The following is a 24,538-nucleotide window of genomic DNA, read 5'->3' on the forward strand; positions in this document are numbered from 1 at the left end:
CCTGGCACCCGGCCCCACAGGAACCCAGCATGAAGATCCTCGTCACCGGCGGCGCCGGATTCATCGGCTCGGCCCTGATCCGTCATCTGATCCAGGCCACCGGCCACGCGGTCGTCAACGTGGACAAACTGACCTACGCCGGCAACCTGGAATCGTTGGCAATCGTCGCCGACGACCCCCGCTATGCCTTTGAGCGCCTGGACATCTGCGACTCGGCGGGACTGGACCGCGTCTTTGCCCGGCATGCGCCGGACGCAGTCATGCACCTGGCGGCCGAGTCCCACGTGGACCGCTCCATCGACGGGCCGGCCGCCTTCGTGCAAACCAACCTGGTGGGAACGTATGCCCTGCTGGAATCCAGCCGCCGCCACTGGAACGGGATGGATGCCGAAGCCCGGCGCGCCTTCCGCTTCCATCACATTTCCACGGACGAGGTCTATGGCGACCTGGCGGAGACCGGTGGAATGTTCACGGAAACCACGGCCTATGCCCCCAGCTCTCCCTACTCCGCCAGCAAGGCGGGCTCGGACCATCTGGTCCGGGCCTGGCATCGCACCTATGGCCTGCCGGTGCTGGTGACGAACTGCTCGAACAATTACGGTCCCTGCCATTTCCCGGAAAAATTGATTCCGCTGGTGATCCTGAACGCCCTGGAGGGCAAACCCCTGCCCGTCTATGGCCAAGGGCTGCAGATCCGCGACTGGCTGTACGTCGAAGATCACGCCCGCGCCTTGCTGCGGGTGCTTGAGGCCGGCACGCCCGGCGACACCTACAACATCGGCGGCCACAACGAGCAGCGCAACATCGACGTGGTCCAGGCGATCTGCTCGCTGCTGGAAGAACTGGCGCCGGAGCGCCCGGCCGGCGTGGCGCGCTATCGCGACCTGATCACGCACGTGGCGGACCGCCCAGGCCACGACCTGCGCTACGCCATCGACGCCGGAAAAATTCAGCGCGAACTGGGCTGGACGCCGCAGGAAACCTTCGCCAGCGGCCTGCGCAAGACCGTCCAATGGTACCTGGAGCACCGCGACTGGTGCAGCCGAGTGCGGGACGGCAGCTATCAGCGTCCGGGCCTGGGCGCGACGGCCGCGCATCCGGCCACGCCCGCCTGATGCCTGCCGCCCCCGCGCCCGCAGGCCCGCGCATCCTGGTGACGGGCGCGGACGGCCAACTGGGCCGGTCCCTGCAGGCCCTGGCCGCGCGGGACGACAGCGCCGCCTATGCCTTCGCCAACCGCGCGCAACTGGACATCACCGACGCCTCGGCCATCGAACGTTGGCTGGACGCGCGCCCGACCGATTACCTGATCAACGCCGCCGCCTACACGGCTGTGGACCGCGCCGCTGCCGAGCCGGAGGCGGCCCTGGCCATCAATGCCCGCGCGCCCGGCCTGCTGGCCCGCGCTTGCGCGGCGCGCGACATCCGATTGCTGCACGTGTCCACCGACTATGTCTTCGACGGCACACTGGATCGCGCCTACCGCGAATCCGACGCGCCCTGCCCGCCGAACACCTACGGGCGCGGCAAATGGCTGGGAGAGCAGGCCATCCTAGAGACGACAGCCGACGCCGTGATTCTGCGCACCAGTTGGGTATTCAGCGCCTGGGGCGGCAATTTCGTGCGCACCATGCTGCGCCTGGGCGCGCAGCATGAGCGACTGCGGGTGATCGACGACCAGATCGGCGGACCGACCTGGGCCGGGCATCTGGCCTGTGTCCTGCATCGGCTGGCGCTGCGGTCCCGTGCCTGCGGGCCGGGCAACGGCGCGGCAGCGGCGCCCGCCGCACCTGTCCCACACCGGCCGTCACGGCAGCCCCACAGCGACGGGGCGACAGCGTCCACCGCATCTACGCGCATTCCCGGCGGGATCTATCATTTCTCGGGCGCTCCCTGGGTCAGCTGGCACGGATTCGCGCAGGAAATCTTCGCCCAGGCCCTGGAGCTTGGCCTGATCCAGCGCCTGCCCGCGGTCGAAGCCATCTCGTCGCGGGACTGGCCCGCCCCCGAACCCCGGCCTGCAAACAGCCGCCTGGATTGCACGCGGCTGGAAACGTTGCTGGGACCGCTGGAACGCGGCTGGCGAACCGGGCTGAGCGAGGTGCTGCGCGACTGGCAGGCCTCGTCCGGGCCCGTTTGAGTCCGGAACGCACGCGTCGGCCTGGCATGGTCCCCTTGGGGCGCTGGCCCAAACCCGCCACCTCCGGCGCCCTACCGCCCAGCCGCTACAATGGGCCCGTTGCCCACCTGAAGAGCGAGATCCCCGACCATGGCCCGCATGATCCACTGCCACAAACTGAACCGCGAGGCCCCCGGCCTGGACTACCCGCCCTATCCCGGCGACCTGGGGGTGCGCATCTGGCGGGAAATCTCCAAGGACGCCTGGGCCAAATGGCTGGACATCCAGACCCGCCTGGTCAATGAAAACCATCTCAGCCTGGCCGACCCCGAAGCGCGGAAGTTCCTGGCCGACCGCATGAAGGCCTTTCTGTTCGAGGACCAGGACGTCGAAGCCCAGGGCTACACGCCGCCCTCGGCCTGATCCCGCCGACTCCGGACGCGGCACGCCCCGCCGAGCAAACCGGCCTCCGGAAGTCGGGCCGTCACCGGTCATGCGGGCAAGGCCGTCCGATCAAAGATATCGTCTGACCCGGCCGCAGTACTCAAGATACTCTTGGCCATAGTGACGCTTCAAGAAACGCTCTTCCAGCAGAACCTGCCGATGGAAAAGCCAGGTCGCCGCGCCGACATAGACCAGGAGGATCCAGTTCGGAAACACGAGGAACTGCCCCAGCACGATGAAAGCGAAACCGACATAAATGGGATTGCGGCTGAACGCGAAAATTCCGGTGGTGACGAGCTTGTCGGGATGATCGGCGTCGATGCCCACACGGAAACTCCGCCCGAAAGATACCAAGCTCCACAGCAACACGGCCAGGCCCGCCGCGCACAGGGCGACACCCGCCCAGGCGATCGGGTCTGATTCGAAAAATGCCTGCGTGCTGACCGCAGGCCAGCCGAACGCAGCGGCAAATACAAGATAAAAATAAAAGAAGGCAAACGGCGGGATCAGGAAGTCCCGTTTATCGAGCGCGCCGAATTTCAGGGCCCGCACCCCCGTCCTGCGCATCACGCAAGCACGAGTCAGCACCATCCCAAGCATGAGCACGATGGTCAGCGCGGCGAAGTATCTCTGCATGGCTTTTCCCGATGGGCAACGGAAACCGTGTTCCCATGATACTCACGGCCGGGGCTCAATCAACCGCGGAAGCGCTTCCTCCGGAGCCATCAAGGCCTCACGAAGCCGTGCCGCCTTCCTTTCGCCGTGCCCGAAACGCGGCCACTTTCATCCGATTGCCGCATACCGCCATGCTGCACCACCGCCGTCGGCGGGATTTCGTCTGATCGCAGAACAACATGGAACAGCCTTCGCCCTCGCATTGCCTCACCCGATCCAGCGGGCCGTCGGCCAGCAAGGTCGCCAGCGCTGCGGCCACCGGCTCCAGCAGGCTGGCGGCATCAGTGCCGCGCGGCCCCCTGACAATGGTGAAACGGGCGGATTGCCCGTCCCATTCAAGCTTCATGGATCGCCGCCCCTGCTCCAGGATCTGATTGACAAGAGACGCCCGCGCCTGCGTCCCGGCCAAGGCGGCGTCGAGCAGGGTTTTCGCATCGGCGCGCAGCCGGCGCGCCAAGGCCAGCAATCCGACGGGAGCCTCGGCTACGTCCGGCGCAGCAACCCCCGCCGACTTCAACCAATCCAGCACGTTGCGGTCGTCCGCGAAGCACTCGCGCGCCGCCTCGCCGCTTCCATACCGGGTGTTGATGAAATCGAGCGCCAGGTTGTCGGCGACGAAGAATGGCGCCGGGGCATCGGCAAGAGTCTTGTGCATAGATCGTATTGTAACCCCTTTAAATCAAGTTGACAGGTTATTCAAACGAAAGTAACCTCTCAAAATCAAATTAAGGGGTTACAAAGGAGTTGCTGCATGACATCCACGAAACTGCTCGCAGCCACCGATCCGATCGGAGCGCCCATGGCCGGCGGGGCGCAGGCCGCCGACGCGCAAGCGGCGCCGCTCCGGGCCCATCACCGGTACGAACAGGTGGGCGAGGTCAAGGTTTTCTACCGCGAGGCCGGCAGCCGCGACGATCCTGCGGTCCTGCTGCTGCATGGATTCCCGACCTCGTCGTTCATGTATCGCAATCTGATTCCCCTGCTGGCGGACCGCTACCACGTGATCGCGCCGGACCTGCCCGGCTTCGGCCTGACCCAGGCGCCTGAAGACGGGCGGTACGCATACACGTTCGAGCAGTTGGCCAAGACGATGGAACGCTTCACCGAACTACTGCGGCTGGACCGGTATGCCATTCAGGTCTTCGACTACGGCGCGCCGGTAGGCTGGCGCCTGGCCACGGCGCACCCCGAACGCATCAGCGCCATCATTTCCCAGAATGGCAATGCCTACGAAGAAGGCCTGTCCAACGGTTGGATGCCGATCCGGGAATACTGGAGGCACCCCTCGCCCGAGAACCGGGCAGCGGTGCGCGAGTTCATGAAACCCGCCGCACTGAAGTGGCAATACACGCACGGCGTCGGAGACGAAAGCCTGATCGCGCCCGAAACCTATATTCTCGACGCGGCAATGATGGCCAGCCCGGGCAACCTCGACATCCAGCTCGACCTGATCCTGGACTACGCCAGCAACGTCGCGCAGTATCCGCAATACCAGGCCTACTTCCGCCAGCGCCAGCCGCCGCTGCTGGCGGTATGGGGCGAAAACGATCCCTTCTTCCTGCCGGCCGGGGCGCAGGCCTGGAAGCGCGACCTCCCCAACGCCGAGGTCCGGTTCTACGACACCGGCCATTTCGCCCTGGAAACCCATGCGGCGGAGATCGGCGCGGCGATCCGGGCCTTTCTTGACCGGAACCTATAACGCCGCGATCAAGGGTCGCGCCGGATTCATTCGTCCAGCCCTGCCGGGTTCTTCGCCAGCCACTCGCGAGGAGACACCCCCATCCTGGCGGAGAATGCGCGCGACAGCGCCGAAGGGTTCGCGTACCCGAGCTCCTCCGCCAGGATCTTGATGGGCCGGCCTTCGCGCAGCCTGTTCTGCGCCAACGCCATGCGCCAATCGTTCAGGTAATCCGCCGGCGTCAGCCCCACGACATCGCGAAAGGCGTTGGCAAACGCCGTGCGTGACATTCCAGCGCGTTCGGCCATGCGTCCCACCGGCCAAGGGTCGCCAGGCGCATCATGGATGGCGACCAGGGCGCGCGCCAGGCGAGGATCCGACATCCCCGTGATGAAGCCGGGGTGCACGCCCGCTTCCGACGGATGGTCAAGCAGCCAGCGCAGCAGCTGGATCACAACCACCTCGAAGAGCCGATCGACCAGCAAGCGCTGTCCGCAGCGCACCCGATCGGTTTCGGCGAACAGCAATTCGAGCGCCAGATCCAGACCCGACACACGCGCCAATGGCAATGCAATCAAAGGGGGCAGCGCCCGTGCAAGCGGATTGTATCGGCCGCCGTCGAAGTTCAGGCGCGCGCAGGTGAAATCGGCCCCGTCCACGGGAGGATTGTGGAAACAGTGAGTCAGGGGACGCGGATACAGCAGCAAGGTCGGTTCGTCGAAGCGCATCGATCCGGGCACGTCGCGAGCGCCGGGATGGCTCACCTCCAGCCGGCCGCGACGCAACACATGCAGATAGCCATGGCCCTCGCAGGCGTCGAATCGGGTGAGCCCGCACAACGCGCCGGAGTGATGCAGCCGGGCCTGCACTCGAAACCGTTCGAGGATGCCCGAAAGGCGATCGATAGGGACAGAGGCTTGCATTTGGACTAATTGATAATTTTTTTGAATAAATTGATCCAAATCATACACCCAACTCGCCCATACTATCCGCACGGGTCGCTTCCCGAAAACCTTTCTTCACGCCAACCCGCCCATCCCCAGGAGACCGACATGTCCCGAGTCAACATTCAAACCCAGCTCGCCCCCGCAGCAAGCCAGCCCCTGCTGGCCCAGATCCAGCAGGCTTTCGGCGCCACGCCCAATATGTTCAAGGCCGTGGCCAACTCCCCGGCCGCCCTGCAGAGCATGTGGGCCGCCTTCGGCGCACTGGGCAAGGGCGCCCTGGGCGCCAAGCTCGGCGAGCAGATCGCTGTGGCCATCGCGAACCGCAACCGCTGTGAATACTGCCTGGCGGCCCATACCGCGCTGGGCCTGAAAGCCGGGGCCTCTTCCGCCGAGATGTCCGCCGCCCAGGCCGGCCGATCCAGCGACCCCGGGACGGCTGCCGCCCTGACCTTCGTCCTGAACGTGGTCGAGCGGCGCGCCCAGATCGCCGATGCCGATGTCGCACGCTTGCGGGAGGCGGGCTTCGGCGACGAGCAGATCGTCGAGATCATGGCCCATGTCGCCCTGAACCTCTTCACCAACTACATCAATGTCGCCTTGGACGTTCCCGTCGACTTCCCCAGAATCGCCCTGCTGTGAGCGCAGGCGAGACTGTCCCGGCGCCAGGCGAGGCTCGTTTTCCACCTCCCTGGCGCCCAGCGCGATCATCCCCGCGACGCTCGACACAGACGTGTTGAGCGCTCCAACAGGCTCATCACGATCTTCACCCCGGCGGCAAGTCCATCCTCTTGCGCCATGTGCCGGCCCAGCGCTTGCGCCCGTTTGACGACCGATTCCCTGCCCACGAAGCGCAGCGCCGCTGCAAGCGCCTTCGGATCCGGGCGCGCAGGCGAGACCGCCGCAGGCGCTACGCCCAAGTGCCGAAGCCTTGCCGCCCAGAAAGGCTGGTCGCCCACAAATGGCATGACGATCGACGGCCTGCCTGCCCGTAATGCGGAATGCGTCGTGCCTGAGCCTCCGTGGTGGATAATCGCAGCCATGCGGGGGAAGAGCCAGTCATGCGGCGTCCGATCGACGCGCAGGATCGTGTCGGGCAGCCCTGCGTCATGCATGCCGTTCCAGCCGCCCGAGAACACGGCGCGCCGACCGTCCAGGGCAGTGACCGCAGCATCGACGATCTTCGGCATATCGATGCCTGTCATGCTGCCAAACCCCATATAGACGGGCGCCTCGCCGGCGGCGAGGAAGCGGGCCAGATCCGGCGACGGCTCATAATCGCTCTGCGTCGGCAGCATCCATTGACCGCATAGATGCGCGGTGGCGGGCCAGTCCACGGGACGCGGAAGGACCGTCGGCGAAATACCGTAAAGCATGGGATGATCGTTCCACAACGCTTTACGGGGGGGCAAGCCCAGTACATCGGCCCTGGCCTGATTCAAGGCGCCCCGGAACGCCAGCCAGAGCAACTGATTGGTCAGCGCGAGGCTTGCGCGATTGGCCCAGCCGGGGATCTTCAGTGACGGCAGGAACGGGGACGGAAATTCCCTGGACGGCGTCAATGGAATCATCCCCGCTCCGATGACCGGAACCTTAAGGCGTTCGGCGACCGAGAGCCCGACAAAGCCAGCCAGCCCCGACGTCACGACCGCATCGCAGCCTTCGGCGGCGGCAAGAGCGTCCCGCATCCAGGCATCGCACTGCTCGTTCGCCAACTTCACCAGCGACTTTGCCGCGCCTTTTGCCCCCGTGCGCCCCCAATCGGCGTGGAGCTTCCGGACATCGCCGGCCAGAGGGGACGCAGGAACCCCAAGCTGATGCGCCAATCCCAAGGTACGCGCATCCCCCAGAATATGGACCGTATTTCCCGCCGCACGCAAGGCGTGGCCCAGGACGATCAATGGACTGGTATCGCCTTCCGTGCCATACGTCAAAATCAGGAGATTCATGGGATTGCCTGACATAAAGTAAACGTCGTATACTTTATCATGAACTTTGGAGCCCGGCACATGACATCGGCCTCGCCCCGGCCCCGTATCCGCGCGGAAATACCCCATCACATTGCTCTGGTCGCGCATGCGCTTTTCCAGTCGCATGGCTATGCGGCAGTGACCATGGAGCAAATCGCCCGCCAGGCCTCCGTATCCAAGCGAACCTTGTACAAGTACTATCCGGTCAAGGAGGCGCTGCTGGCGAGAGTGCTGGAAGATGCGCTGGACAAGGACCTGAAGGAATACACGCTCCAGCCGGACCCGGGCGCCGGGTTTACGGCCGCAGTCGCGCCCCTGCTGCAGGCGTCCGCCCGCTGGTGCGAACGACACCCGGACTACCTGCTGCCTTACGTGCGCTACAGATTCGCCACCTTCGACCCGCGCGCGGCGTCGGGCGACGACCCGGGCCTGTTACCCCTTTGGACGAAACTGATTGCCGTGGGACAGGGCCGGGGCGAAATCCGCCCGGATCGGCCCGCAGAACAGCTTGGATTCTATTTTCACTATCTTTATCTGGGGGCGCTCATGCGCTGGCTGACTGCGCCTCAGCTCGACTTGCAGCATGAATTCGATACCGTGCTTGCGCTGTTTGGAAGGGGGGCAGCACCCTGAGAGCGCCTTATCGGCTACGCCACCCAACACCCGGCCTGACGATGCATACCGATCGCAACGGCGAATATCTATAAACGGCGCAAGTCCTCACTCGCGAGGCTCGGGCGGCTCGCCCCGCGCCAGGCGTTCGGTGTTGGTCACGCCGGTGTGGCGCACGTCGTCGCCGCGCACCATGTAGATGACGCGCTCGGCCATGTTCTTCGCATGATCGCCGATGCGTTCCAGCGCCCGGGCGATGAAGATCAGGTCAATGGAATGCGAAATGGTGCGCGGATCCTCGATCATGTAGGTGATGATGTGGCGCAGGGAGGCCTTCCATTCCTTGTCCACGTCCTTATCGTTGCGCACCACCTGGGCGGCCGCCACCGGGTCTTCGCGGGCGAAGGCATCCAGCGCGGCCCGGATCATGGCCGCCACGGCGTCGGCCATATGGCGCAGCTCGACGACGGGCTCGTAGGAGGAATCGCCCTCGTGCAGGCGGCGGGCCACTTTGGCGATCTTTTCGGCCTCGTCGCCGCAGCGTTCCATGTCGGTCAGCATCTTCGACACCGACAGCAGCAACCGCAGATCGACGGCCGTGGGCTGGTTGCGGGCGATCAGCTGGCTGATGCGCTCGTCGATATCGACTTCGAACTGGTTGACCTGGCGTTCGTGCTCCCGCACACGGTCCACCAGTTGCAGTTCGCCTTCCGACAGGGCCTGGATGCCGTCGAGCACCATCGACTCAACCAGGCCGCCCATTTGCAGGAACATGGAACGCGTGGTTTCGAGTTCGCCGTGAAATTGTTTATTGGTATGTTCCAGCATCGGGGGCCTCTCTGCCTGCCGTCCAGGCGATTTCAACGAGCGCACAGCGTACCATCACGCCTGCCGCTTGGAAAGAAGCCCAGCATAGCAGGCGGATATGACAAACGTATGACGATCAGTCGTCCTGCAGTTCCAGCCGGGACACGCCATCCTGCCCGGCCACCAGGGCCACATGTGCTCCCGCAATGGCGAACAGGCCGCAGCAGACGACGCCGGGGATGTTGTTCAGCATGGCCTCGAAAGCGGCCGGATCGCCGTATTGCAAGCCGGAAACGTCCAGGATCTGGTTGCCGTTGTCCGTCGTGAAATCTTTCCGCAGGATCGGCTGCCCGCCCAGCTGGCGGATCTCACGGGCGACAGCCTCGCGCGCCAGGGGGATGACCTCGATGGGCAGCGGAAAAGCCCCCAGACGGTCCACCAGCTTGGAGGCATCCACGATGCAGACGAAGCGGTCGGCCACCGACGAGACGATCTTTTCACGCGTCAACGCCCCGCCCCCGCCCTTGATCATGTTCAGTTGCCGGTCGATCTCGTCGGCGCCGTCCACGTACAAGGTGGTGGAAGCCACGTCATTGAGGTCCAGCACGGCGATGCCCGCCGCCTGCAGGCGGCGGGTGCTGCGCTCGGAACTGGAGACCGCCGCGCGGAACGCCTGGCGGTGCGCCGCCAGCAGATCGATGAAACGGTCCACCGTGGACCCGGTCCCCACCCCCAGAATGCTGTCGGGCTGAAGCTGCGGCAGCACGTAGTCGAGCGCGGCCTGGGCGACCTGTTGCTTGAGTTCATCCTGGGAAAACATGAGGAAACGTCCGTTCAGGGTTGGAAAGGTGGATATTTTACGGGCTGCGCTTTCCCAGGAGGCGGCATAGCCGGACAAGGCACGAAAAATCCCATTTCCCTTGCCGAAGCGGCTAATATCACCCAGCCGCAATTGTATTCCTTTGAAACATCAATAACTTGAACCCAAGGGCTGCCGCCTGCCCGAACATCTTCGAGAGGAACCCCCATGTGCGACTCAAACTCCTGCATGACCACGCACGCGGCATCCCGCCGCCGCTTCCTGCGCTCGTCGGCCGCCCTGACCCTGGCGCTGACGACCGCGGGCGGCCTGGTCGGCGCCGCGGCACAGGCCGCAGGCCAGCCCAAACCCGACAACGTCATCTCGCCCGACGAGGCTCTCCGGCGACTGGCCGAAGGCAATCAACGCTACGTGTCGGGCGTCAGGCTGCGCCACAACTTCGCCCACGAACGCCAGGCGCTGGCCGGCGGCCAGAACCCGTATGCCGCCATCCTGGGCTGCGCCGATTCGCGCGTCGCGCCTGAATACGCCTTCGACAGCGCCCGAGGCGACCTGTTCGTCGCCCGGGTCGCAGGCAATTTCGCCAACGACGATATGCTGGGCAGCCTGGAATACGCTGTAGCGGTGCTCAAGGTGCCTGCCATCCTCGTCCTGGGGCACGAGAAATGCGGCGCAGTGGATGCCGCCGTCAAGGCGGTGAAGGACCACGCCCAGTTCCCTGGCCACATCCAATCCCTGGTGACCGCGCTGGTCCCCGCCGTCAAGCAGATCGACCCGGGCAAGACCGATCTGCTGGCAGCCGCCATCGAACAGAACGTGCGCAACGGCATGGCGGACCTGGTCGCAAGATCCGGCATCATCGCCCAGGCGCAACAGGCCGGGAAGCTGAAGATCGCCGGCGGAATCTACCGCCTGGGCACGGGAAAGGTCGATTTCCTGAGCTAAGGCCCCAGGGCGCGGCGACGTCGATCCGGGCGTCGCCGCGCGACAGGCCGCACCGACCCGCCATCGCGCACAACCCATCCAAGCCCGCGTCCGGCAAATTTGCAATAATGCCGCGTCTCACGAACCTTCCCACCCATCATGTTCGACCTCTTCTCGGGCCTGCCCCTCGCGGTCGGGTTCAGCCTGGTACTGGCGCTGACCCTCGTCCTGGTCTTTGAATTCATCAACGGCTTTCACGATACCGCCAACGCCGTCGCCACGGTCATCTACACCAAGGCCATGCCGCCGCACCTGGCGGTGTTCTTTTCAGGCATCTGCAACTTCCTGGGCGTGCTGCTGGGCGGCGTAGGGGTGGCCTATGCCATCGTCCACCTGTTGCCCGTGGACCTGCTGCTCAACCTGGAAAGCGGCCGCAGCCTGGCCATGGTGTTCTCCATGCTGGTCACCGCCATCGCCTGGAATCTGGGCACCTGGTATTTCGGCATCCCCGCTTCCAGCTCGCATACGCTGATCGGCGCCATCCTGGGCGTGGGGCTGGCCAACGGCCTGCTGACCGGCCTGCCCATAGGCGCCGGCATCAACTGGGGCAAGGCCATGGACATCGGCCTGTCGCTGGTCATCTCGCCGTTGGCCGGCTTCGTCATGGCGGCGCTGCTGCTGCTGGGCCTCAAGAAGCTGTTTACCGGCTCGAAGATGCACAAGACGCCCGAAGAGCGCCGGGCCATCGACAACAAGAAGCACCCGCCCTTCTGGAACCGGCTGGTGCTGGTCCTCTCGGCCATGAGCGTGAGTTTCGTGCACGGCTCCAATGACGGCCAAAAGGGCATCGGCCTGGTCATGCTGGTGCTCATCGGCATCGTCCCGGCCAAATTCGTGCTGGATCCGGCCAGCACGCCCTACCAGATCCAACGCACCTATGATGCCGCCGCCCATCTGAACGACCTGTACCTGCGCAATGAGGCCCTCTTGCGCGGCCACCTGACGCTCAAGCGCCCGGTCAACGCCGACCTGCCCCCCGCCCCCCGCTGCGATCCACAGGACACCTTGTCCGCCGTCCAGGCGGTGCGCCGCAGCCTGGACGGCGTGCGCGCCTACGAAGACCTGCCTCCCGACGTGCGCGGACGCGTACGCCGCCACCTGCTCTGTCTGGACGACACCGCCCGCAAAGTGATCAACCTGAACGTGCTGCCCGCCGGCGAGACGGCCGACCTGAAGCGCCTGCGCGCCGACCTGAGCGCGACGACGGAATACGCGCCGCTCTGGGTGATCGCGGCCGTCGCGCTGGCTCTGGGCATGGGCACCATGGTGGGCTGGCGCCGCGTGGTGCGGACCGTGGGCGAAAAGATCGGCAAGCAGGGCATGACCTATGCGCAAGGCATGTCCGCCCAGATCACCGCCGTCGCGGCCATCGGCGTGGCCAATGCATTCAGCCTGCCGGTCTCGACCACTCAGGTGCTGTCCTCCGGAGTGGCCGGCGCCATGGTCGCCAACCGCAGCGGCCTGCATAACGGAACCGTGCGCACCATCCTGCTGGCCTGGCTGCTGACCTTCCCGGCCAGCATGCTGCTGTCGTCGGGATTGTTCACGCTGGCGGTGCTGTTGCTGGGCGTGTAGGCGGCGCGAAGCCCCTTCCTACCCCGCCTGCCGCTTCGATGCCTGGATCTGCATGCGGTTCACCGCCACCACGATGATGCCCACGGCCACCATGAACAACGTCGCCAGGGCGTTGATTTCCGGTTTCAGGCCCAGGCGCACGCGGGAAAAGACTTCCAGCGGCAGCGTGGTGTAGCCCGGCCCGGACAGAAAGGCGGCGATCACCACATCGTCCAGCGACAGGGTGAAGGCCAGCAGCCAGGCGGCCGCCAGGGCCGGCGCGATCAGCGGCAGGGTAATGACGAAAAACACCTTCAGCGGCGAAGCGCCCAGGTCCAGGGCGGCTTCCTCCAGAGAGCGGTCCAGATCGCGCACGCGCGACTGGATGATGACCGCCACGTAGGCCGTGCACAGGGTCACGTGCCCCACCCAGATGGTGAACAGGCCGTTGCCGTCGGGCCAGCCGGTCAGCTTGGAGACTTCCACGAACATCAGCAGCAGGGAGATGCCCAGCACCACTTCCGGCATCACCAGCGGAGCGCTGAGCATGCCGACATACAGGCCGAAACCCCGGAAACGCCCCATGCGGGCCAGCACGTATCCCGCCCAGGTGCCGATGACCACCGAGGCCGTCGCCGTCAGGAGCGCGATCATCAGGGACAAGCGGGCGGCCGACAACAGCGCCTGGTCCTGGAACAGCGACCGGTACCAGCGGACGGAGAACCCCGACCAGGAATTCATCAGGGTCGAATCATTGAAGGAAAACACCATCAGGCAGACGATGGGCACATACAGGAAGCCGTAGCCGACCACCAGCGACAGAAAGCGGAACCAGGACGATCGCCGCATCATCGATCCCGCCCGGCCAGTTGGCGCGCCTGGTTGTATTGGAAGATCGACAGGGGCACGAGGAGCAACAGCACCATGACGCAGGTCACGGCCGCCGCCATCGGCCAGTCGGCGTTATTGAAGAATTCGTTCCACATGACGCGCCCCATCATCAGGGTATTGGCCCCGCCCAGCATCTCCGGGATCACGTACTCACCCACCGAGGGTATGAACACCAGCATGGCCCCGGCGATCACTCCCGGCATGGACAGAGGCAGCGTGACCTGGAAGAAGGCCTGCCAGGGCCTGGCCCCCAGGTCGCAGGCGGCTTCCAGCAGGCGGTCATCGAGCTTCACCAGATTGGCATACAGCGGCAGGATGAAAAAGGGCAGGTAGGCATAGACCAGACCGATATAGACCGCCAGGTCCGTGCGGTAGATTTCCAGCGGCGCGTCGATCAGCCCCAGTCCCAGCAGCAGGTGGTTCAGGAGGCCGTCGTTGCGCAGGATGCCGACCCAGGCGTAGACCCTCAGCAACAGCGACGTCCAGAACGGCAGGATCACCCCCAGCAGCAATAGATTGCGGACTTCCGGGCGCGAACGGGCGATGTGATAGGCCATGGGATAGCCGATCAGGGCGCAGCACAGCGTCGTGACCAGGGCCATCTTGACCGAACTCAGATAGACAGCCGCATACAGGCTGTCGGTGAACAGCAGCAAGTAGCCGCGCAGATGCAGCGCCAGCGACAGAGTCTGATCCTGCAGAGTGGCGATCGGCAGATAAGGTGGAATGCCGAACTGCAGGTCCGAGAAACTGATCTTCAGGACCAGCAGGAACGGCACCAGCAGGAACAGCGCCAGCCAGGCGAAGGGCACCGCGATGGCCCACTGGCGGGCACTGGGTCGACGGCTGAGGTTCATGAGGCCAGCACCGTGCCGGCGTCATGCGACCAGGTGACATAGACTTCCTCGTCCACACCTGGCGCATCCGACTGGTTCCAGTCCAGGCTGGGCACGCTGGCTTCGATGGTCTGGCCGGCATCCAGGCGGATCTGGTAGCGGGCATAGCTGCCCATCCAGGCCACGTGCGACACCATGCCGTGCCCCCAGTTGGATTCGGATTCCGGAGCCTGGCGGCCGACGCGGATCTGTTCCGGCCGGATGGAGACGTGGACTTCCATGCCCAGGGGTTCGCTGACGCCGTGGCTGACGTACAGCGGACGCGTCAGGGCGTCGCTTTCGATCAGCACGTGGTCAGGCTCGTCGACCACGATGGTGCCGGTGAACAGATTGGTCGAGCCGATGAAGCCCGCCACGAAGCGGGTGCTGGGGAAAGTGTAGACGTCGTGCGGCGTGCCGCATTGCACGATCTGGCCTTCTGTCATGACGGCCAGGCGGCTGGCCATGGTCATGGCCTCTTCCTGGTCGTGCGTGACCATGATGCAGGTGACGCCCACCTGGTCCAGGATCTTCACCAGCTCGATCTGCGTGGCCTGGCGGATCTGCTTGTCCAGGGCGGACATGGGTTCGTCCAGCAACAGCAGCTTGGGGCGCTTCACCAGGCTGCGGGCCAGGGCCACGCGCTGCTGCTGGCCGCCGGACAGCTGGTGGGGCTTGCGCCGCGCATAGCCGGCCATCTGCACCAGATCCAGGGCTTCAAAGACCCTTTCGTGGATCTCCTGGCGCGGCACGCCTTCCTGCTTCAGACCGAAGGCGACGTTGGCCTCGACCGTCATGTGCGGAAACAGGGCGTAGGACTGGAACATCATGTTCACCGGCCGCCGGTGCGGCGGCAGGCCGGTGATGTCCTCGTCGTCCAGGATGATGCGCCCGGACGTGGGCTCCTCAAAGCCCGCCAGCATGCGCAGCAGCGTCGATTTGCCGCAGCCCGAGCTGCCCAGCAGGGCGAAGATCTCGTGCCGGCGCACGGACAGGCTGACGGACTGCACCGCCACCGTATCGCCGAAGATCTTGACGACTTCCTCCATGCGCACGAAGTCGTCGGCCTCGCCCTGGCGAGGCATGCCGCGCGGGTCCTGCATGATCATCAGCGCCCGGTCTTCAGCTGGGCCCACATCTGCGTCTGCAGGCGCAGGATGTTCATGGGCTGGGGCTTGATGACGAACAAGGTGCGGGACACGTCCGCCGGGGGATAGATCATGGGGTTGTCGGCCACCTCCTTCACCACGTATTTCCGGGCCTCTTTATTGGCATTCGGATAGAACATGGTGTTGGTGATGGCCGCGTGCACCTGCGGGGTCTCGATGTAGTTGATGAAGGCGTGAGCCTCGTCCACATGTTCGGCGCTCTTGGGGATGGCCATGGTGTCGAACCAGACCGGCGCGCCGCCCTGCGGAATGTAATAGTCGATGGCGTAGGACTTCTTCGCCTCGCGGGCCCGCGCCGAGGCGATCATCACATCGCCCGAAAATCCGTAGACCATGCACAGGCCGCCCGAAGCCAATTCATCGATATAGCCCGAGGAACTGAACTGGCGGATGTAGGGACGGATGGTCTTCAACAAAGCCAGAGCGGCCTCGTAGTCCTTGGGATCGCCGCTGTTGGGGTCTTTGCCCAGATAATGCAGCACGGCCGGAAACACCTGGGCCGCCTCGTCCAGCATGGAAATACCGCAGGACTGCAGCTTGGCCGCGTTTTCCGGCTTGAAGAGCATGTCCCAGGAATTCAGCGGCGCGTCGGCGCCCATGATCTCGCGCACCTGGGTCACGTTGTAGCCCAGGCCGTTGGTGCCGTAGCCCCAGGGAACCAGATACTGGTTGCCGGGATCGACGGTGGCGACCAGCGCCATCAGATCGGGATCCAGGTACTGCCAGTTGGGAATTTTCGAGCGATCGAGCTTCTGGAACAAGCCGCCCTGGACCTGGCGGGCCGCATAGTGCGTGGACGGCACGACCACGTCGTAGCCGGACTTGCCGGTCAACAGCTTGGCCTGCAGGGTGTCGTTGGTATCGTAGACGTCGTAACGGATCTTGATGCCGGTGGTCTTCTCAAAGCCGGACAGGGTGTCGGGCGCCGTATATTCGGCCCAGTTGTAGACATTGACGACACGATCCTGAGCATGCACCGACCCGGCTGCAAGCAGCGCGGCGGTGGCCAACAGGGTATGAACGGTGCCGATTTTCATGGCAAGGTCCCCATAGAAAGGTCAACAAGGGGATCATCAGGACCGGACCGCGCCGCCGCTTTCAGGCGGACAATTGCCGATATGCCCCGTCCAGTGCATCCCACCACTGCGCTCCGCGCGCGCCGGCTACCTTAACCAAAGACCGGCGCAGACGCAACAGATTTTTACGCCGCCGTGCCGGACGCACCACACCCGGGCGGGCGCGGTCGAAATCGATCAGCCAGACATGGTCCTGGTCGTCGAACAGAATGTTGTAGGCATTGAGGTCCGCATGCCAGACGCCGGCCGCATGCATGGCATGGATCGCCTGCGCAACGGCCCGGGGATCCGCCTGGTCCAGCCGCCCCGCCAAGGCCCGCGCCCCCGGGATGCGGGCCACCAGAATGGCAGTGCGGTAGCACAGGCCGCGACGCCAATAGGCGGCGGCCAGCGGTTCGGGCACCCGCAGGCCGGCCGACCGCAGATGCGCCAGCACCCGCGCTTCCGCCCAGGCCCGCACCCGGCCCTCTCCCAGCCAGCAATACGTGTTTCGGCCCAGGCGCGCCCGCAGGCCGCCGCGGCGGTAGTGTCGCAGGACGGCGGCGCCATGAGCGCCTTCGACGAACCAGGCGGCCTGCCGCCCGCCTTCACCCACGGCGACTGCCCCCGGGCGGTGCGGATCGAACCATTCGGCCCGCGCCGATGCGGCGAGGCGTTCCGGCACGCACAAAGCGCCCCCCCGCACGGGGCGGCGCACCCAGCCGGCGGGCAACGTCGTCATGCCGCGCCGCGCGCCAGCAGCAGCGCCATGATGATCAGCAGCATGCAGGCGAAGATCAGCTTGAGCCGCGCCTCGGGCAAGGCATAGGCCAGGCGCACGCCATACGGCACGCACAGCAGGCTGCCCAGGGCCAGCGGGATCCCCACCAGGCCATGCGCCTGCCCATGCCAGGCGTAGGTGGCCAGGGCCACCACCGTGCCCGGCACGATCATGGTCAGCGCCAGAGCCTGCGCCGAGGTCTGGCGCAGATGGAACAACGTCGTCATCAGGGGCACGGCCAGCACGGATCCGCCGACGCCGAAGACGCCCCCGGTCAGGCCGGCGAAAATCCCCACCAGGAAATACCACAGGCGGCGCACCTGACCGACCTCGCGGAAATGGCTGGCGGGCCGCGCCAGCGCCTTGCGGCCCAGGCTTTCCCGGAAATAGAACAGGGCGATCAGGAACACGAAGCCGGCATAGATGCGGCGCAACAGCCAGGGATCGATGCCCAGGGCGATCTGAGCGCCGATCCAGGTGAACACGATGGAGCCCCCCGCCCCCGCCGCCGCCGAACGCAGGTCGATGGGGGAGCGCTGGTGGTATTTGCGCACCGTCAGCAACACGGCCGGCAGCACCATGATCAGGGCCGTACCCTGGGCGGCCTGTTGCTCATACCCCAGGACCAGGCCCAGCAGGGGAATGGCAAACAATCCGCCCCCGATTCCCAGGACCCCGCCGGAAAATCCGATGACGCCGCCAACGGCCAGGCAGGCCGGAATCAACCACAAACTTTCAGACATCCAAAATCCTTTAACGCAACACGCCGAGCACGTCCTCGACACGATCCACCGCCTGGATCTCCAGCCCCTCGATAGGCTGGCGCGGCAGGTTGGCCCTGGGAACGATGGCGCGGCCAAAGCCCAGCTTGGCCGCCTCGCGCAAGCGCTCCTGCCCCCGCGGCGCCGGGCGGATTTCCCCCGCCAGGCCGATCTCGCCAAAGGCCAGCAGGCCTTCCGGCAGAGGCTGGTCCCGCATGGACGAGAGGATGGCCAGGGCCACGGCCAGGTCGGCGGCGGGTTCCATGATGCGCACCCCGCCCACGGCATTGACGAACACGTCCTGGTCGAAGGTCGCCACCCCCGCATGGCGGTGCAGCACGGCCAGCAGCATCGCCAGGCGGCTGCTTTCCAGACCCACCGACAGGCGCCGGGGATTGGGCACGTGCGCCGTATCCACCAGGGCCTGGACTTCGACCAGCAGCGGGCGGGTGCCTTCCTGGGTGGCCATCACGCAGGACCCGGCCACCTGCCGCGCATGACCGGCCAGAAACAGCGCCGACGGATTGCTGACCCCGCGCAAGCCGCGGTCCGTCATGGCGAAGACGCCCAGTTCATTGACCGCGCCGAAGCGGTTCTTGATCGCGCGCACCAGCCGGAAGGAGGAATGGGTATCGCCCTCGAAATACAGCACGGTATCGACGATGTGTTCCAGCACGCGGGGGCCGGCCAGGGCGCCATCCTTGGTCACGTGGCCGATCAGGATCAGCGTCACGCCGGTCTGCTTGGCTACCCGCGTCAACTGAGCGGCGCATTCGCGCACCTGGGACACCGAACCGGGCGCCGCCGTCAGATCGCCGGAATACAAAGTCTGGATGGAGTCGATCACGGCGACTCCAGGCCGGCGTTCAACCAGGGCTCCCGTGATCTGTTCCAGCCGGATTTCCGCCAGCAGATCCACGGCGTCGCCCGACACGCCCAGGCGCTGCGCCCGCAAAGCCACCTGTTCGGCGGATTCCTCTCCGGTGACGTACAGCACCGACCCGCGCTCGGACAGGCTGGCCAGGGCCTGCAGCAGCAAGGTCGACTTGCCGATCCCCGGGTCGCCGCCGATCAGGACGACGGCGCCGGCCACCAGGCCGCCGCCCAGCACGCGATCGAATTCTTCGATGCCGGTGGGATTGCGGGCCTGTTCACGGGCTTCGATGTCGGCCAGGCGCCGCACCGGCGCGGAGCCGGCCAGCGGCGCGAAGCGATGCGTGGCGGAAGCCGCCGATTCACGGGACTCCTGCAGGGTATTCCAGGCGCCGCAGTGAGGGCAGCGGCCTTCCCATTTGGCGGTCGTGCCGCCGCAATCCGCGCAGAGAAACAGGGTGCGGGCCTTGGCCATCAGCGGCCCGCCAGGCTGCCGCCCCCGTCCACGCCCAGTTCCTGCCCCGTGATGAAGGCCGCCTCGTCGCTCAGCAGGAAGACGACGGCGGCGGCGACCTCGTCGGCCTGGGCCAGGCGGCCCAGGGGGATGGTCGCCAGCACGGCGCGTTCGGCCTCGCTGCCCACCGGGCATTCCGCCCGGAACGAACCGGTCTCCACCGGCCCGGGAGACACCGCGTTGACCGTGACGCCGTAAGGGGCCAGTTCCAGGGCCCAGGTGCGCGTGCAGCCCAGCAAGGCGCTTTTCGCGGCTGAATAGCTGGTATGTCCCACCGAACCGTACACCGCACGGCTGCAGAGATTGACGATGCGCCCCGCCTTGCGGGCCTTCATGCCCGGCACGAAGGCCTGCACGGCCTGGACCGCGACGCGCACGTTCAGGTCGAAGGACTGGTACAACGACGCCAGATCGACCTCGCCCAGCGGTTCGGGCATGACCGGCCCGACGCAGTTCACCACGGCATCGACGGGATATTTCTCGCGGATCACGCGCAGCAATTCTTCGGTTTCGCCCGCGCTGGCCAGATCGCAGGCATAGAGATAGCCCGGGAAATCGATGTCCGCCGTATGGCGGGCCAGGCCCACCACATGGCACCCCTGATCGGCCAGCCGCTGGCTGACGGCCCAGCCGATGCCTTTGGTCGCACCCGTGACGAGCACACAGCTATTTTTCATGAAGGGTCCTTGAAAGCGACATCACAGTTCGCGGCGCGGCACACGGGGCGCCACCGCACACAGGAGTTCGTAGCCGATGGTACCGCAGGACAGCGCGACTTCGTCCACCGACGGCCCGCCCTGCCCCCAAAGCACGACGGGCGCTCCGACCGACGCCGCCGGGACGGAATCCAGGTCCACCGCCAGCATGTCCATGGACACCCGCCCCACCAGCCGGGTGCGCACCCCGGCCACGGTGACCGGCGTGCCGGTGGCCGCATGGCGCGGGTAGCCGTCGGCGTAACCGCAGGCCACGATGCCGACCCGCATGGGATGGGGCGCGCGGAAAACCTGCCCGTAACCGACGGCCTCGCCCGCCGGCACGACATGCGTGCTGATCAACCGGGCGCTGAGGGTCATGGCCGGCCGCAGGTCGAAGCTTTCGGCGGACTGATCGGCAAAAGGCGACGCGCCGTACAGGCAGATGCCCGGCCGCACCCATTGCTCGGCGTCCGCCGCGCCGGCCGCGAACCCCGGCGTCAAGGTCGCCGCCGAATTGCAGACGCTGACGGCGCCCGGCAACCCCCGCGTCGCGGCCCGGAAGCAATCGAGCTGCGCCCGCGTGACGGCCGCATCGTCGTCGGCCCGGGCGAAGTGGGTCATTTTCCCCACGGATCCCAGCACGCCCAGCGCCTGCAGCGCCCGGGCGCGGGCATAGGCATCCGCATATTCGCCCGGCTGGAAACCCAGGCGATGCATGCCGGTATTCAATTTCACGAAGGCATCGATGGGCGCGCGGACCAGGCCCGCTTCCAGCATGTCGAGCTGCTCGGCGCAATGAATTGTGGTGCTGAGGCAATAGCGGGACAATACATCCAGGTCGGCGGGTTCGAAAAAGCCTTCCAGCAGCAATATCGGCCCGGTCCAGCCCAGCTCGCGGCAGCGCACGGCCTCGTCCAGGTCCAGCATCGCCAGGCCGTCGGCCTGGGAAAACCCCCGCACTGCCGCGGCGATCCCATGGCCATAGCCGTGCGATTTCATGACAGCCCAGATCGAAGGCGCGGCGCCGGTCGCATCCCGCGCGAGACGCTGCGCCACCACCTGCAGATTGTGCGCGAGGGCATTCGTATCGATGGTCGCCAGGACTGGACGCGGCATGGGATCCCCAAAAAACAGAAAAAGCGGGGCGCGCGGGCCTCGCTGGCTTAGAGAGCCTCCGAACAAGCCGCAGCGCCCGCTGACCGCGCGGCTTGTTCGGAGGTTCCCTGGGCTGATCGCCCGTTCGGGCCGGTTCCCGGCCGAGGCTCAGTATACTGCCGGATCATGGCTGTCGATCATTACGAAAACTTCCCTGTCGCCTCGATCCTGCTGCCGGCGCGCCTGCGCCCGGCGGTGCGCAATCTGTACGCTTTCGCGCGCGGCGCCGACGACCTGGCCGACGAAGGCGACGCCGAACCCACCGCCCGGCGAACGGCCCTGGAGTCCTGGCGGTCCGCCATCCAGGACCTGGGCGCCCACCGCGCCATCCGCACGCCGCTATCCGCGCCGGACCGGGCCCTGTTCGAACGGCTGGGACAGACCATCGCCGAACACCAGTTGCCGATCCAGCCATTTCTGGACCTGCTGTCCGCTTTCCTGCAAGACCTGAGCGTCACCTGCTACGAGAACGAACGGGCGCTGCTGGATTACTGCCGCCGATCGGCCAATCCGGTGGGCCGGCTGATGCTGCATTTGTTCGGCGCCACCGCCGCCCAGGACCTGGAACAGTCCGACGCCATCTGCAGCGGCCTGCAGCGCGTGAACTTCTGCCAGGACGTGGCCCTGGACCAGGCCAAGGGCCGCTGCTACATTCCCCTGGACTGCCTGGCCCGCCACGAAGTCACGCTGCCCGCCCTGGCCGATCTGTGCCGGTCGCGCCCGCGCCAGGCGCCAGCCGCCTGGCGCGCCGTGGCCCAGGAACAGATCGAGCAGGCGCGCCGCCTGCTGCTGGCCGGCAGCCCCCTGGCCTGGCGCCTGCCCGGACGTTTCGGCTGGGAACTGCGCCTGGTCGTCCACGGCGGCCTGCGCATCCTGGAAAAACTGGAACGCGGCGGCGACAACCCTTATGCCGACCGGCCCATCCTGACCCGGCGCGACGGCTTCCTGCTATGCTGGCGCGCATTCTGCCGGCCCCGCCCCGCCACCGCCCTGCCCCTCCATCATGAACCCTGACGAATACTGCCAGCACAAGGCCGCTCAAAGCGGATCGAGCTTTTATTATTCCTTTTTGTTCCTCCCTTCCGAACGGCGGCGGGCCATCACGGCCCTGTACGCCTTCTGCCGCGAGGTCGACGACATTGTCGACGGGGTCAACGAGGCCTCCGTCGCCCGCATGAAGCTGGCCTGGTGGCGCGGCCAGGTGGAACAGATGTTCAACGGTTCGCCGGATCACCCGGTGGCCATCGCCCTGCAGCCGCATCTGGAACCCTGCCGCCTGCGTCCCGACCCGTTCTACGCCATCATCGAAGGCATGGAAATGGACCTGGACCAGTTCCGCTATGCCGACTGGGAGGCCCTGCGCCAGTACTGCTGGCGCGCGGCCGGCGTGGTGGGAGACCTGTCGGCCAGCATTTTCGGCTACACCGATCCCCGCACGCTGGAATACGCCGAAACCCTGGGCCTGGCATTCCAGATGACGAACATCATCCGCGACGTGGGCGACGATGCCCGACGCGGCCGCATCTATTTGCCGGCCGACGAGATGGCGCAACACGGCGTCACCGTCGACGACATCCTGGACGGCCGCTACACGGACGGCTTCACGGCCTTGATGCGGCAACAGACCCTGCGCGCCCGCATGCTGTACCGGGACGCCATGCGCCTGCTGCCCGCCGCCGACCGCCGCGCCCAGCGCCCGGGGCTGATGATGGCCGCCATCTATCACACGCTGCTGGACGAAATCGAACGCGACGGCTGGCACGTACTGAATCAACGCATCGCTCTGACGCCCATCCGCAAGTTCTGGCTGGCCTGGAAGGTCTGGGTCGGCGGCGGCCAGGGGCTGGTGCGCCGTCTGGCGGCATGAACGTCGCCATCGTCGGCGCGGGCTGGGCGGGACTGGCGGCCGCCGTGCGGCTGCAGCGCGCAGGATGCCGGGTCCAGGTTTTCGAAGCCGCCGCGCAGGCGGGCGGCAGGGCCCGTCCCGTGTCGCACGCCGGCCTGGGTCTGGCGACCGACAATGGCCAGCACATCCTGCTGGGCGCCTACCGCGACACTTTGAACCTGATGCGCTCCCTGGACGTGGACCCTGGCAGCGCCTGCCACGTCGAACCCCTGAATCTGCAGTCGGCCGACAGACGCCTGCGTCTGGCATTCTGGCCGCTGCCCGCGCCCGCCCATCGCCTGGGCGCCCTGTTCGGCAGCCGCGGGCTGGAGGGTTGGCCGGGCCGCCGCCATCTGTGGCGGGTGCTGCGCGCGCTGGAGCCCGAAAAGATCGGCGCCGAGCAGACGGCCGCCGACTGGCTGCAACGATTGGACTGCCCGCCGCGACTGCTGGAACGCCTCTGGGCGCCTTTATGTCTGGCGGCCGCCAACACCCCGCTGGAGCGGACCGACGCCCGCCTGCTGGTCCGTGTCCTGCGCGACAGCCTGGGCGCCGATGCCGACGCCAGCCGGATCTACATCCCCCGCGGACACCTGCACGCGCTATGGCCGCAGCAGGCCTGCCAGCGACTGGCCGAACGCCTGCGGCGGCAGCGGGTGCGGACGCTCTGCCCCACCCCGGCGGGCGGCTGGCAGGTGGACGGCGAACCGTATGACCGCGTGATCCTGGCGACCCCGCAGCCTGAAGCCCTGCGCCTGCTGTCCCCCCTGCCGGATGCCGCATCCTACCTGGATAGTTGGCCGGACCTGCGCCACGCCGCCATCGGCACGGTCAGCCTGCGGCTGAGCCGCCCCTGGGAATCGGGACGGGCCATGGCGCTGCTGTGGGACGAGCCCGAGCGCCGCGCCTGGGGACAATGGCTGTTCGATCGCAGCGCCAGCGGCGCGGACCCGCAGGACCGCCGCCTGGTTCACGTCGTCATCGGTGCAGCCGACCGCTACGCCGGCCAGGACGCGGCGCGCATCATCGCCGGCACGGTGGAACAGATCCGCGCCCAGGCGCCGCGCCCCCTGCCCCCCATCCAGGCGCAGATCCTGATCACGGAAAAGCGGGCGACCTTCGACGCCACCCCGAATCTGCGGCGGCCCGGCCCCATCACCCCCTGGCCCGGCCTGCTGCTGGCGGGCGACTGGACCGACACCGGCTATCCGGCCGTGCTGGAAGGCGCCGTGCGCAGCGGCCTGAAGGCCGCCGCGTTGGCGGAGAACGGATGA

At 66.4% G+C, this 24,538-nt stretch carries 26 protein-coding genes; 11 read left to right on the plus strand and 15 right to left on the minus strand.

What is annotated here, in order from left to right:
* Positions 1–29: 29 nt before the first annotated feature.
* The 3 genes from rfbB to WBG56_RS03775 all read left to right on the plus strand — a co-directional run bounded on the left by rfbB (position 30) and on the right by WBG56_RS03775 (position 2,542).
* The gene (rfbB, locus tag WBG56_RS03765; RefSeq protein ID WP_424265390.1) at positions 30–1,115 is read left to right on the plus strand and encodes a dTDP-glucose 4,6-dehydratase; all 1,086 of its coding nucleotides are present in this window, start codon (positions 30–32) and stop codon (positions 1,113–1,115) included.
* Positions 1,115–2,140 carry a dTDP-4-dehydrorhamnose reductase gene (gene rfbD, locus WBG56_RS03770; protein ID WP_424265392.1) on the plus strand — a complete coding sequence of 342 codons (1,026 nt, stop codon included), beginning with the start codon at positions 1,115–1,117 and terminating at the stop codon, positions 2,138–2,140. Before rfbB ends, rfbD begins: the two co-directional genes overlap by 1 nt.
* Positions 2,141–2,269: 129 nt before the next feature.
* Positions 2,270–2,542: an oxidative damage protection protein gene (locus WBG56_RS03775; protein WP_424265394.1), complete on the plus strand. Its 273-nt coding sequence runs from the start codon at positions 2,270–2,272 to the stop codon at positions 2,540–2,542.
* A 90-nt stretch (positions 2,543–2,632) separates the two neighbouring features.
* Here the strand turns inward: WBG56_RS03775 and WBG56_RS03780 are convergent, their stop codons facing one another.
* Together WBG56_RS03780 and WBG56_RS03785 are read right to left on the minus strand one after the other, a co-directional pair.
* A complete protein-coding gene (locus tag WBG56_RS03780) occupies positions 2,633–3,199 on the minus strand; it encodes a methyltransferase family protein (protein WP_424265396.1) in 567 nt (188 codons plus the stop codon).
* Between the two features lie 97 nt (positions 3,200–3,296).
* Complete coding sequence (locus WBG56_RS03785) at positions 3,297–3,893, minus strand: CGNR zinc finger domain-containing protein (RefSeq protein ID WP_424265398.1); 597 nt, start codon at positions 3,891–3,893, stop codon at positions 3,297–3,299.
* A 144-nt stretch (positions 3,894–4,037) separates the two neighbouring features.
* On the opposite strand from WBG56_RS03785, the gene WBG56_RS03790 reads away from it, so the two are divergent.
* A complete protein-coding gene (locus WBG56_RS03790; protein WP_424265696.1) occupies positions 4,038–4,937 on the plus strand; it encodes an alpha/beta fold hydrolase in 900 nt (299 codons plus the stop codon).
* Between the two features lie 26 nt (positions 4,938–4,963).
* Here WBG56_RS03790 and WBG56_RS03795 read toward each other — a convergent pair whose 3' ends face one another.
* Positions 4,964–5,839, minus strand: a complete 876-nt coding sequence (locus tag WBG56_RS03795; protein ID WP_424265698.1) for a cupin domain-containing protein — start codon at positions 5,837–5,839, stop codon at positions 4,964–4,966.
* A gap of 129 nt (positions 5,840–5,968) precedes the next feature.
* On the opposite strand from WBG56_RS03795, the gene WBG56_RS03800 reads away from it, so the two are divergent.
* Entirely contained in the window at positions 5,969–6,502 is a 534-nt protein-coding gene (locus WBG56_RS03800) for a carboxymuconolactone decarboxylase family protein (protein ID WP_424265400.1), read from the plus strand.
* 65 nt (positions 6,503–6,567) lie between these two features.
* Here WBG56_RS03800 and WBG56_RS03805 read toward each other — a convergent pair whose 3' ends face one another.
* Complete coding sequence (locus tag WBG56_RS03805; protein ID WP_424265700.1) at positions 6,568–7,809, minus strand: glycosyltransferase; 1,242 nt, start codon at positions 7,807–7,809, stop codon at positions 6,568–6,570.
* 165 nt (positions 7,810–7,974) lie between these two features.
* Between WBG56_RS03805 and WBG56_RS03810 the strand changes: the two genes are divergently transcribed.
* On the plus strand, positions 7,975–8,463 hold the full coding sequence (locus tag WBG56_RS03810; RefSeq protein ID WP_424265402.1) for a TetR/AcrR family transcriptional regulator: 489 nt from the start codon (positions 7,975–7,977) through the stop codon (positions 8,461–8,463).
* A gap of 87 nt (positions 8,464–8,550) precedes the next feature.
* On the opposite strand, the gene phoU is transcribed toward WBG56_RS03810, so the two are convergent.
* Together phoU and rpiA are read right to left on the minus strand one after the other, a co-directional pair.
* Entirely contained in the window at positions 8,551–9,270 is a 720-nt protein-coding gene (phoU, locus tag WBG56_RS03815; RefSeq protein WP_424265404.1) for a phosphate signaling complex protein PhoU, read from the minus strand.
* Positions 9,271–9,385: 115 nt separating this feature from the next.
* Entirely contained in the window at positions 9,386–10,069 is a 684-nt protein-coding gene (gene rpiA, locus WBG56_RS03820) for a ribose-5-phosphate isomerase RpiA (protein WP_424265406.1), read from the minus strand.
* 207 nt (positions 10,070–10,276) lie between these two features.
* Between rpiA and WBG56_RS03825 the strand changes: the two genes are divergently transcribed.
* Positions 10,277–11,014: a carbonic anhydrase gene (locus tag WBG56_RS03825; protein ID WP_424265408.1), complete on the plus strand. Its 738-nt coding sequence runs from the start codon at positions 10,277–10,279 to the stop codon at positions 11,012–11,014.
* 138 nt (positions 11,015–11,152) lie between these two features.
* Positions 11,153–12,628 carry an inorganic phosphate transporter gene (locus tag WBG56_RS03830; RefSeq protein WP_424265410.1) on the plus strand — a complete coding sequence of 492 codons (1,476 nt, stop codon included), beginning with the start codon at positions 11,153–11,155 and terminating at the stop codon, positions 12,626–12,628.
* A gap of 18 nt (positions 12,629–12,646) precedes the next feature.
* Here WBG56_RS03830 and WBG56_RS03835 read toward each other — a convergent pair whose 3' ends face one another.
* From WBG56_RS03835 to alr, 9 genes are all read right to left on the minus strand, one after another.
* Entirely contained in the window at positions 12,647–13,459 is an 813-nt protein-coding gene (locus WBG56_RS03835) for an ABC transporter permease subunit (RefSeq protein ID WP_424265412.1), read from the minus strand.
* Complete coding sequence (locus tag WBG56_RS03840) at positions 13,456–14,355, minus strand: ABC transporter permease subunit (RefSeq protein WP_424265414.1); 900 nt, start codon at positions 14,353–14,355, stop codon at positions 13,456–13,458. The genes WBG56_RS03835 and WBG56_RS03840 overlap by 4 nt, the downstream gene beginning before the upstream one ends.
* Positions 14,352–15,476 carry an ABC transporter ATP-binding protein gene (locus WBG56_RS03845; protein WP_424265702.1) on the minus strand — a complete coding sequence of 375 codons (1,125 nt, stop codon included), beginning with the start codon at positions 15,474–15,476 and terminating at the stop codon, positions 14,352–14,354. The genes WBG56_RS03840 and WBG56_RS03845 overlap by 4 nt, the downstream gene beginning before the upstream one ends.
* A 5-nt stretch (positions 15,477–15,481) precedes the next feature.
* On the minus strand, positions 15,482–16,579 hold the full coding sequence (locus WBG56_RS03850; protein WP_424265416.1) for a polyamine ABC transporter substrate-binding protein: 1,098 nt from the start codon (positions 16,577–16,579) through the stop codon (positions 15,482–15,484).
* A gap of 61 nt (positions 16,580–16,640) precedes the next feature.
* Entirely contained in the window at positions 16,641–17,339 is a 699-nt protein-coding gene (locus WBG56_RS03855) for a 3-deoxy-D-manno-octulosonic acid kinase (protein ID WP_424265418.1), read from the minus strand.
* Entirely contained in the window at positions 17,336–18,121 is a 786-nt protein-coding gene (locus tag WBG56_RS03860) for a sulfite exporter TauE/SafE family protein (RefSeq protein WP_424265420.1), read from the minus strand. Before WBG56_RS03860 ends, WBG56_RS03855 begins: the two co-directional genes overlap by 4 nt.
* A gap of 10 nt (positions 18,122–18,131) precedes the next feature.
* Entirely contained in the window at positions 18,132–19,487 is a 1,356-nt protein-coding gene (gene radA, locus WBG56_RS03865) for a DNA repair protein RadA (protein WP_424265422.1), read from the minus strand.
* On the minus strand, positions 19,487–20,203 hold the full coding sequence (locus WBG56_RS03870) for an SDR family oxidoreductase (RefSeq protein ID WP_424265424.1): 717 nt from the start codon (positions 20,201–20,203) through the stop codon (positions 19,487–19,489). The genes radA and WBG56_RS03870 overlap by 1 nt, the downstream gene beginning before the upstream one ends.
* Positions 20,204–20,224: 21 nt before the next feature.
* Positions 20,225–21,340: an alanine racemase gene (gene alr, locus WBG56_RS03875; protein WP_424265426.1), complete on the minus strand. Its 1,116-nt coding sequence runs from the start codon at positions 21,338–21,340 to the stop codon at positions 20,225–20,227.
* Between the two features lie 165 nt (positions 21,341–21,505).
* On the opposite strand from alr, the gene hpnC reads away from it, so the two are divergent.
* From hpnC to hpnE, 3 genes are read left to right on the plus strand one after another with little or no spacing between them, the layout of a single operon-like run.
* A complete protein-coding gene (hpnC, locus tag WBG56_RS03880) occupies positions 21,506–22,393 on the plus strand; it encodes a squalene synthase HpnC (protein ID WP_424265428.1) in 888 nt (295 codons plus the stop codon).
* Positions 22,383–23,246 (plus strand): presqualene diphosphate synthase HpnD, encoded by an 864-nt coding sequence (gene hpnD / locus WBG56_RS03885; RefSeq protein ID WP_424265430.1) that lies wholly within the window; start codon positions 22,383–22,385, stop codon positions 23,244–23,246. Before hpnC ends, hpnD begins: the two co-directional genes overlap by 11 nt.
* Positions 23,243–24,538, plus strand: a complete 1,296-nt coding sequence (gene hpnE / locus WBG56_RS03890) for a hydroxysqualene dehydroxylase HpnE (protein ID WP_424265432.1) — start codon at positions 23,243–23,245, stop codon at positions 24,536–24,538. The genes hpnD and hpnE overlap by 4 nt, the downstream gene beginning before the upstream one ends.

This window comes from Castellaniella sp. (assembly GCF_049671645.1).
Lineage (GTDB): Bacteria > Pseudomonadota > Gammaproteobacteria > Burkholderiales > Burkholderiaceae_B > Castellaniella.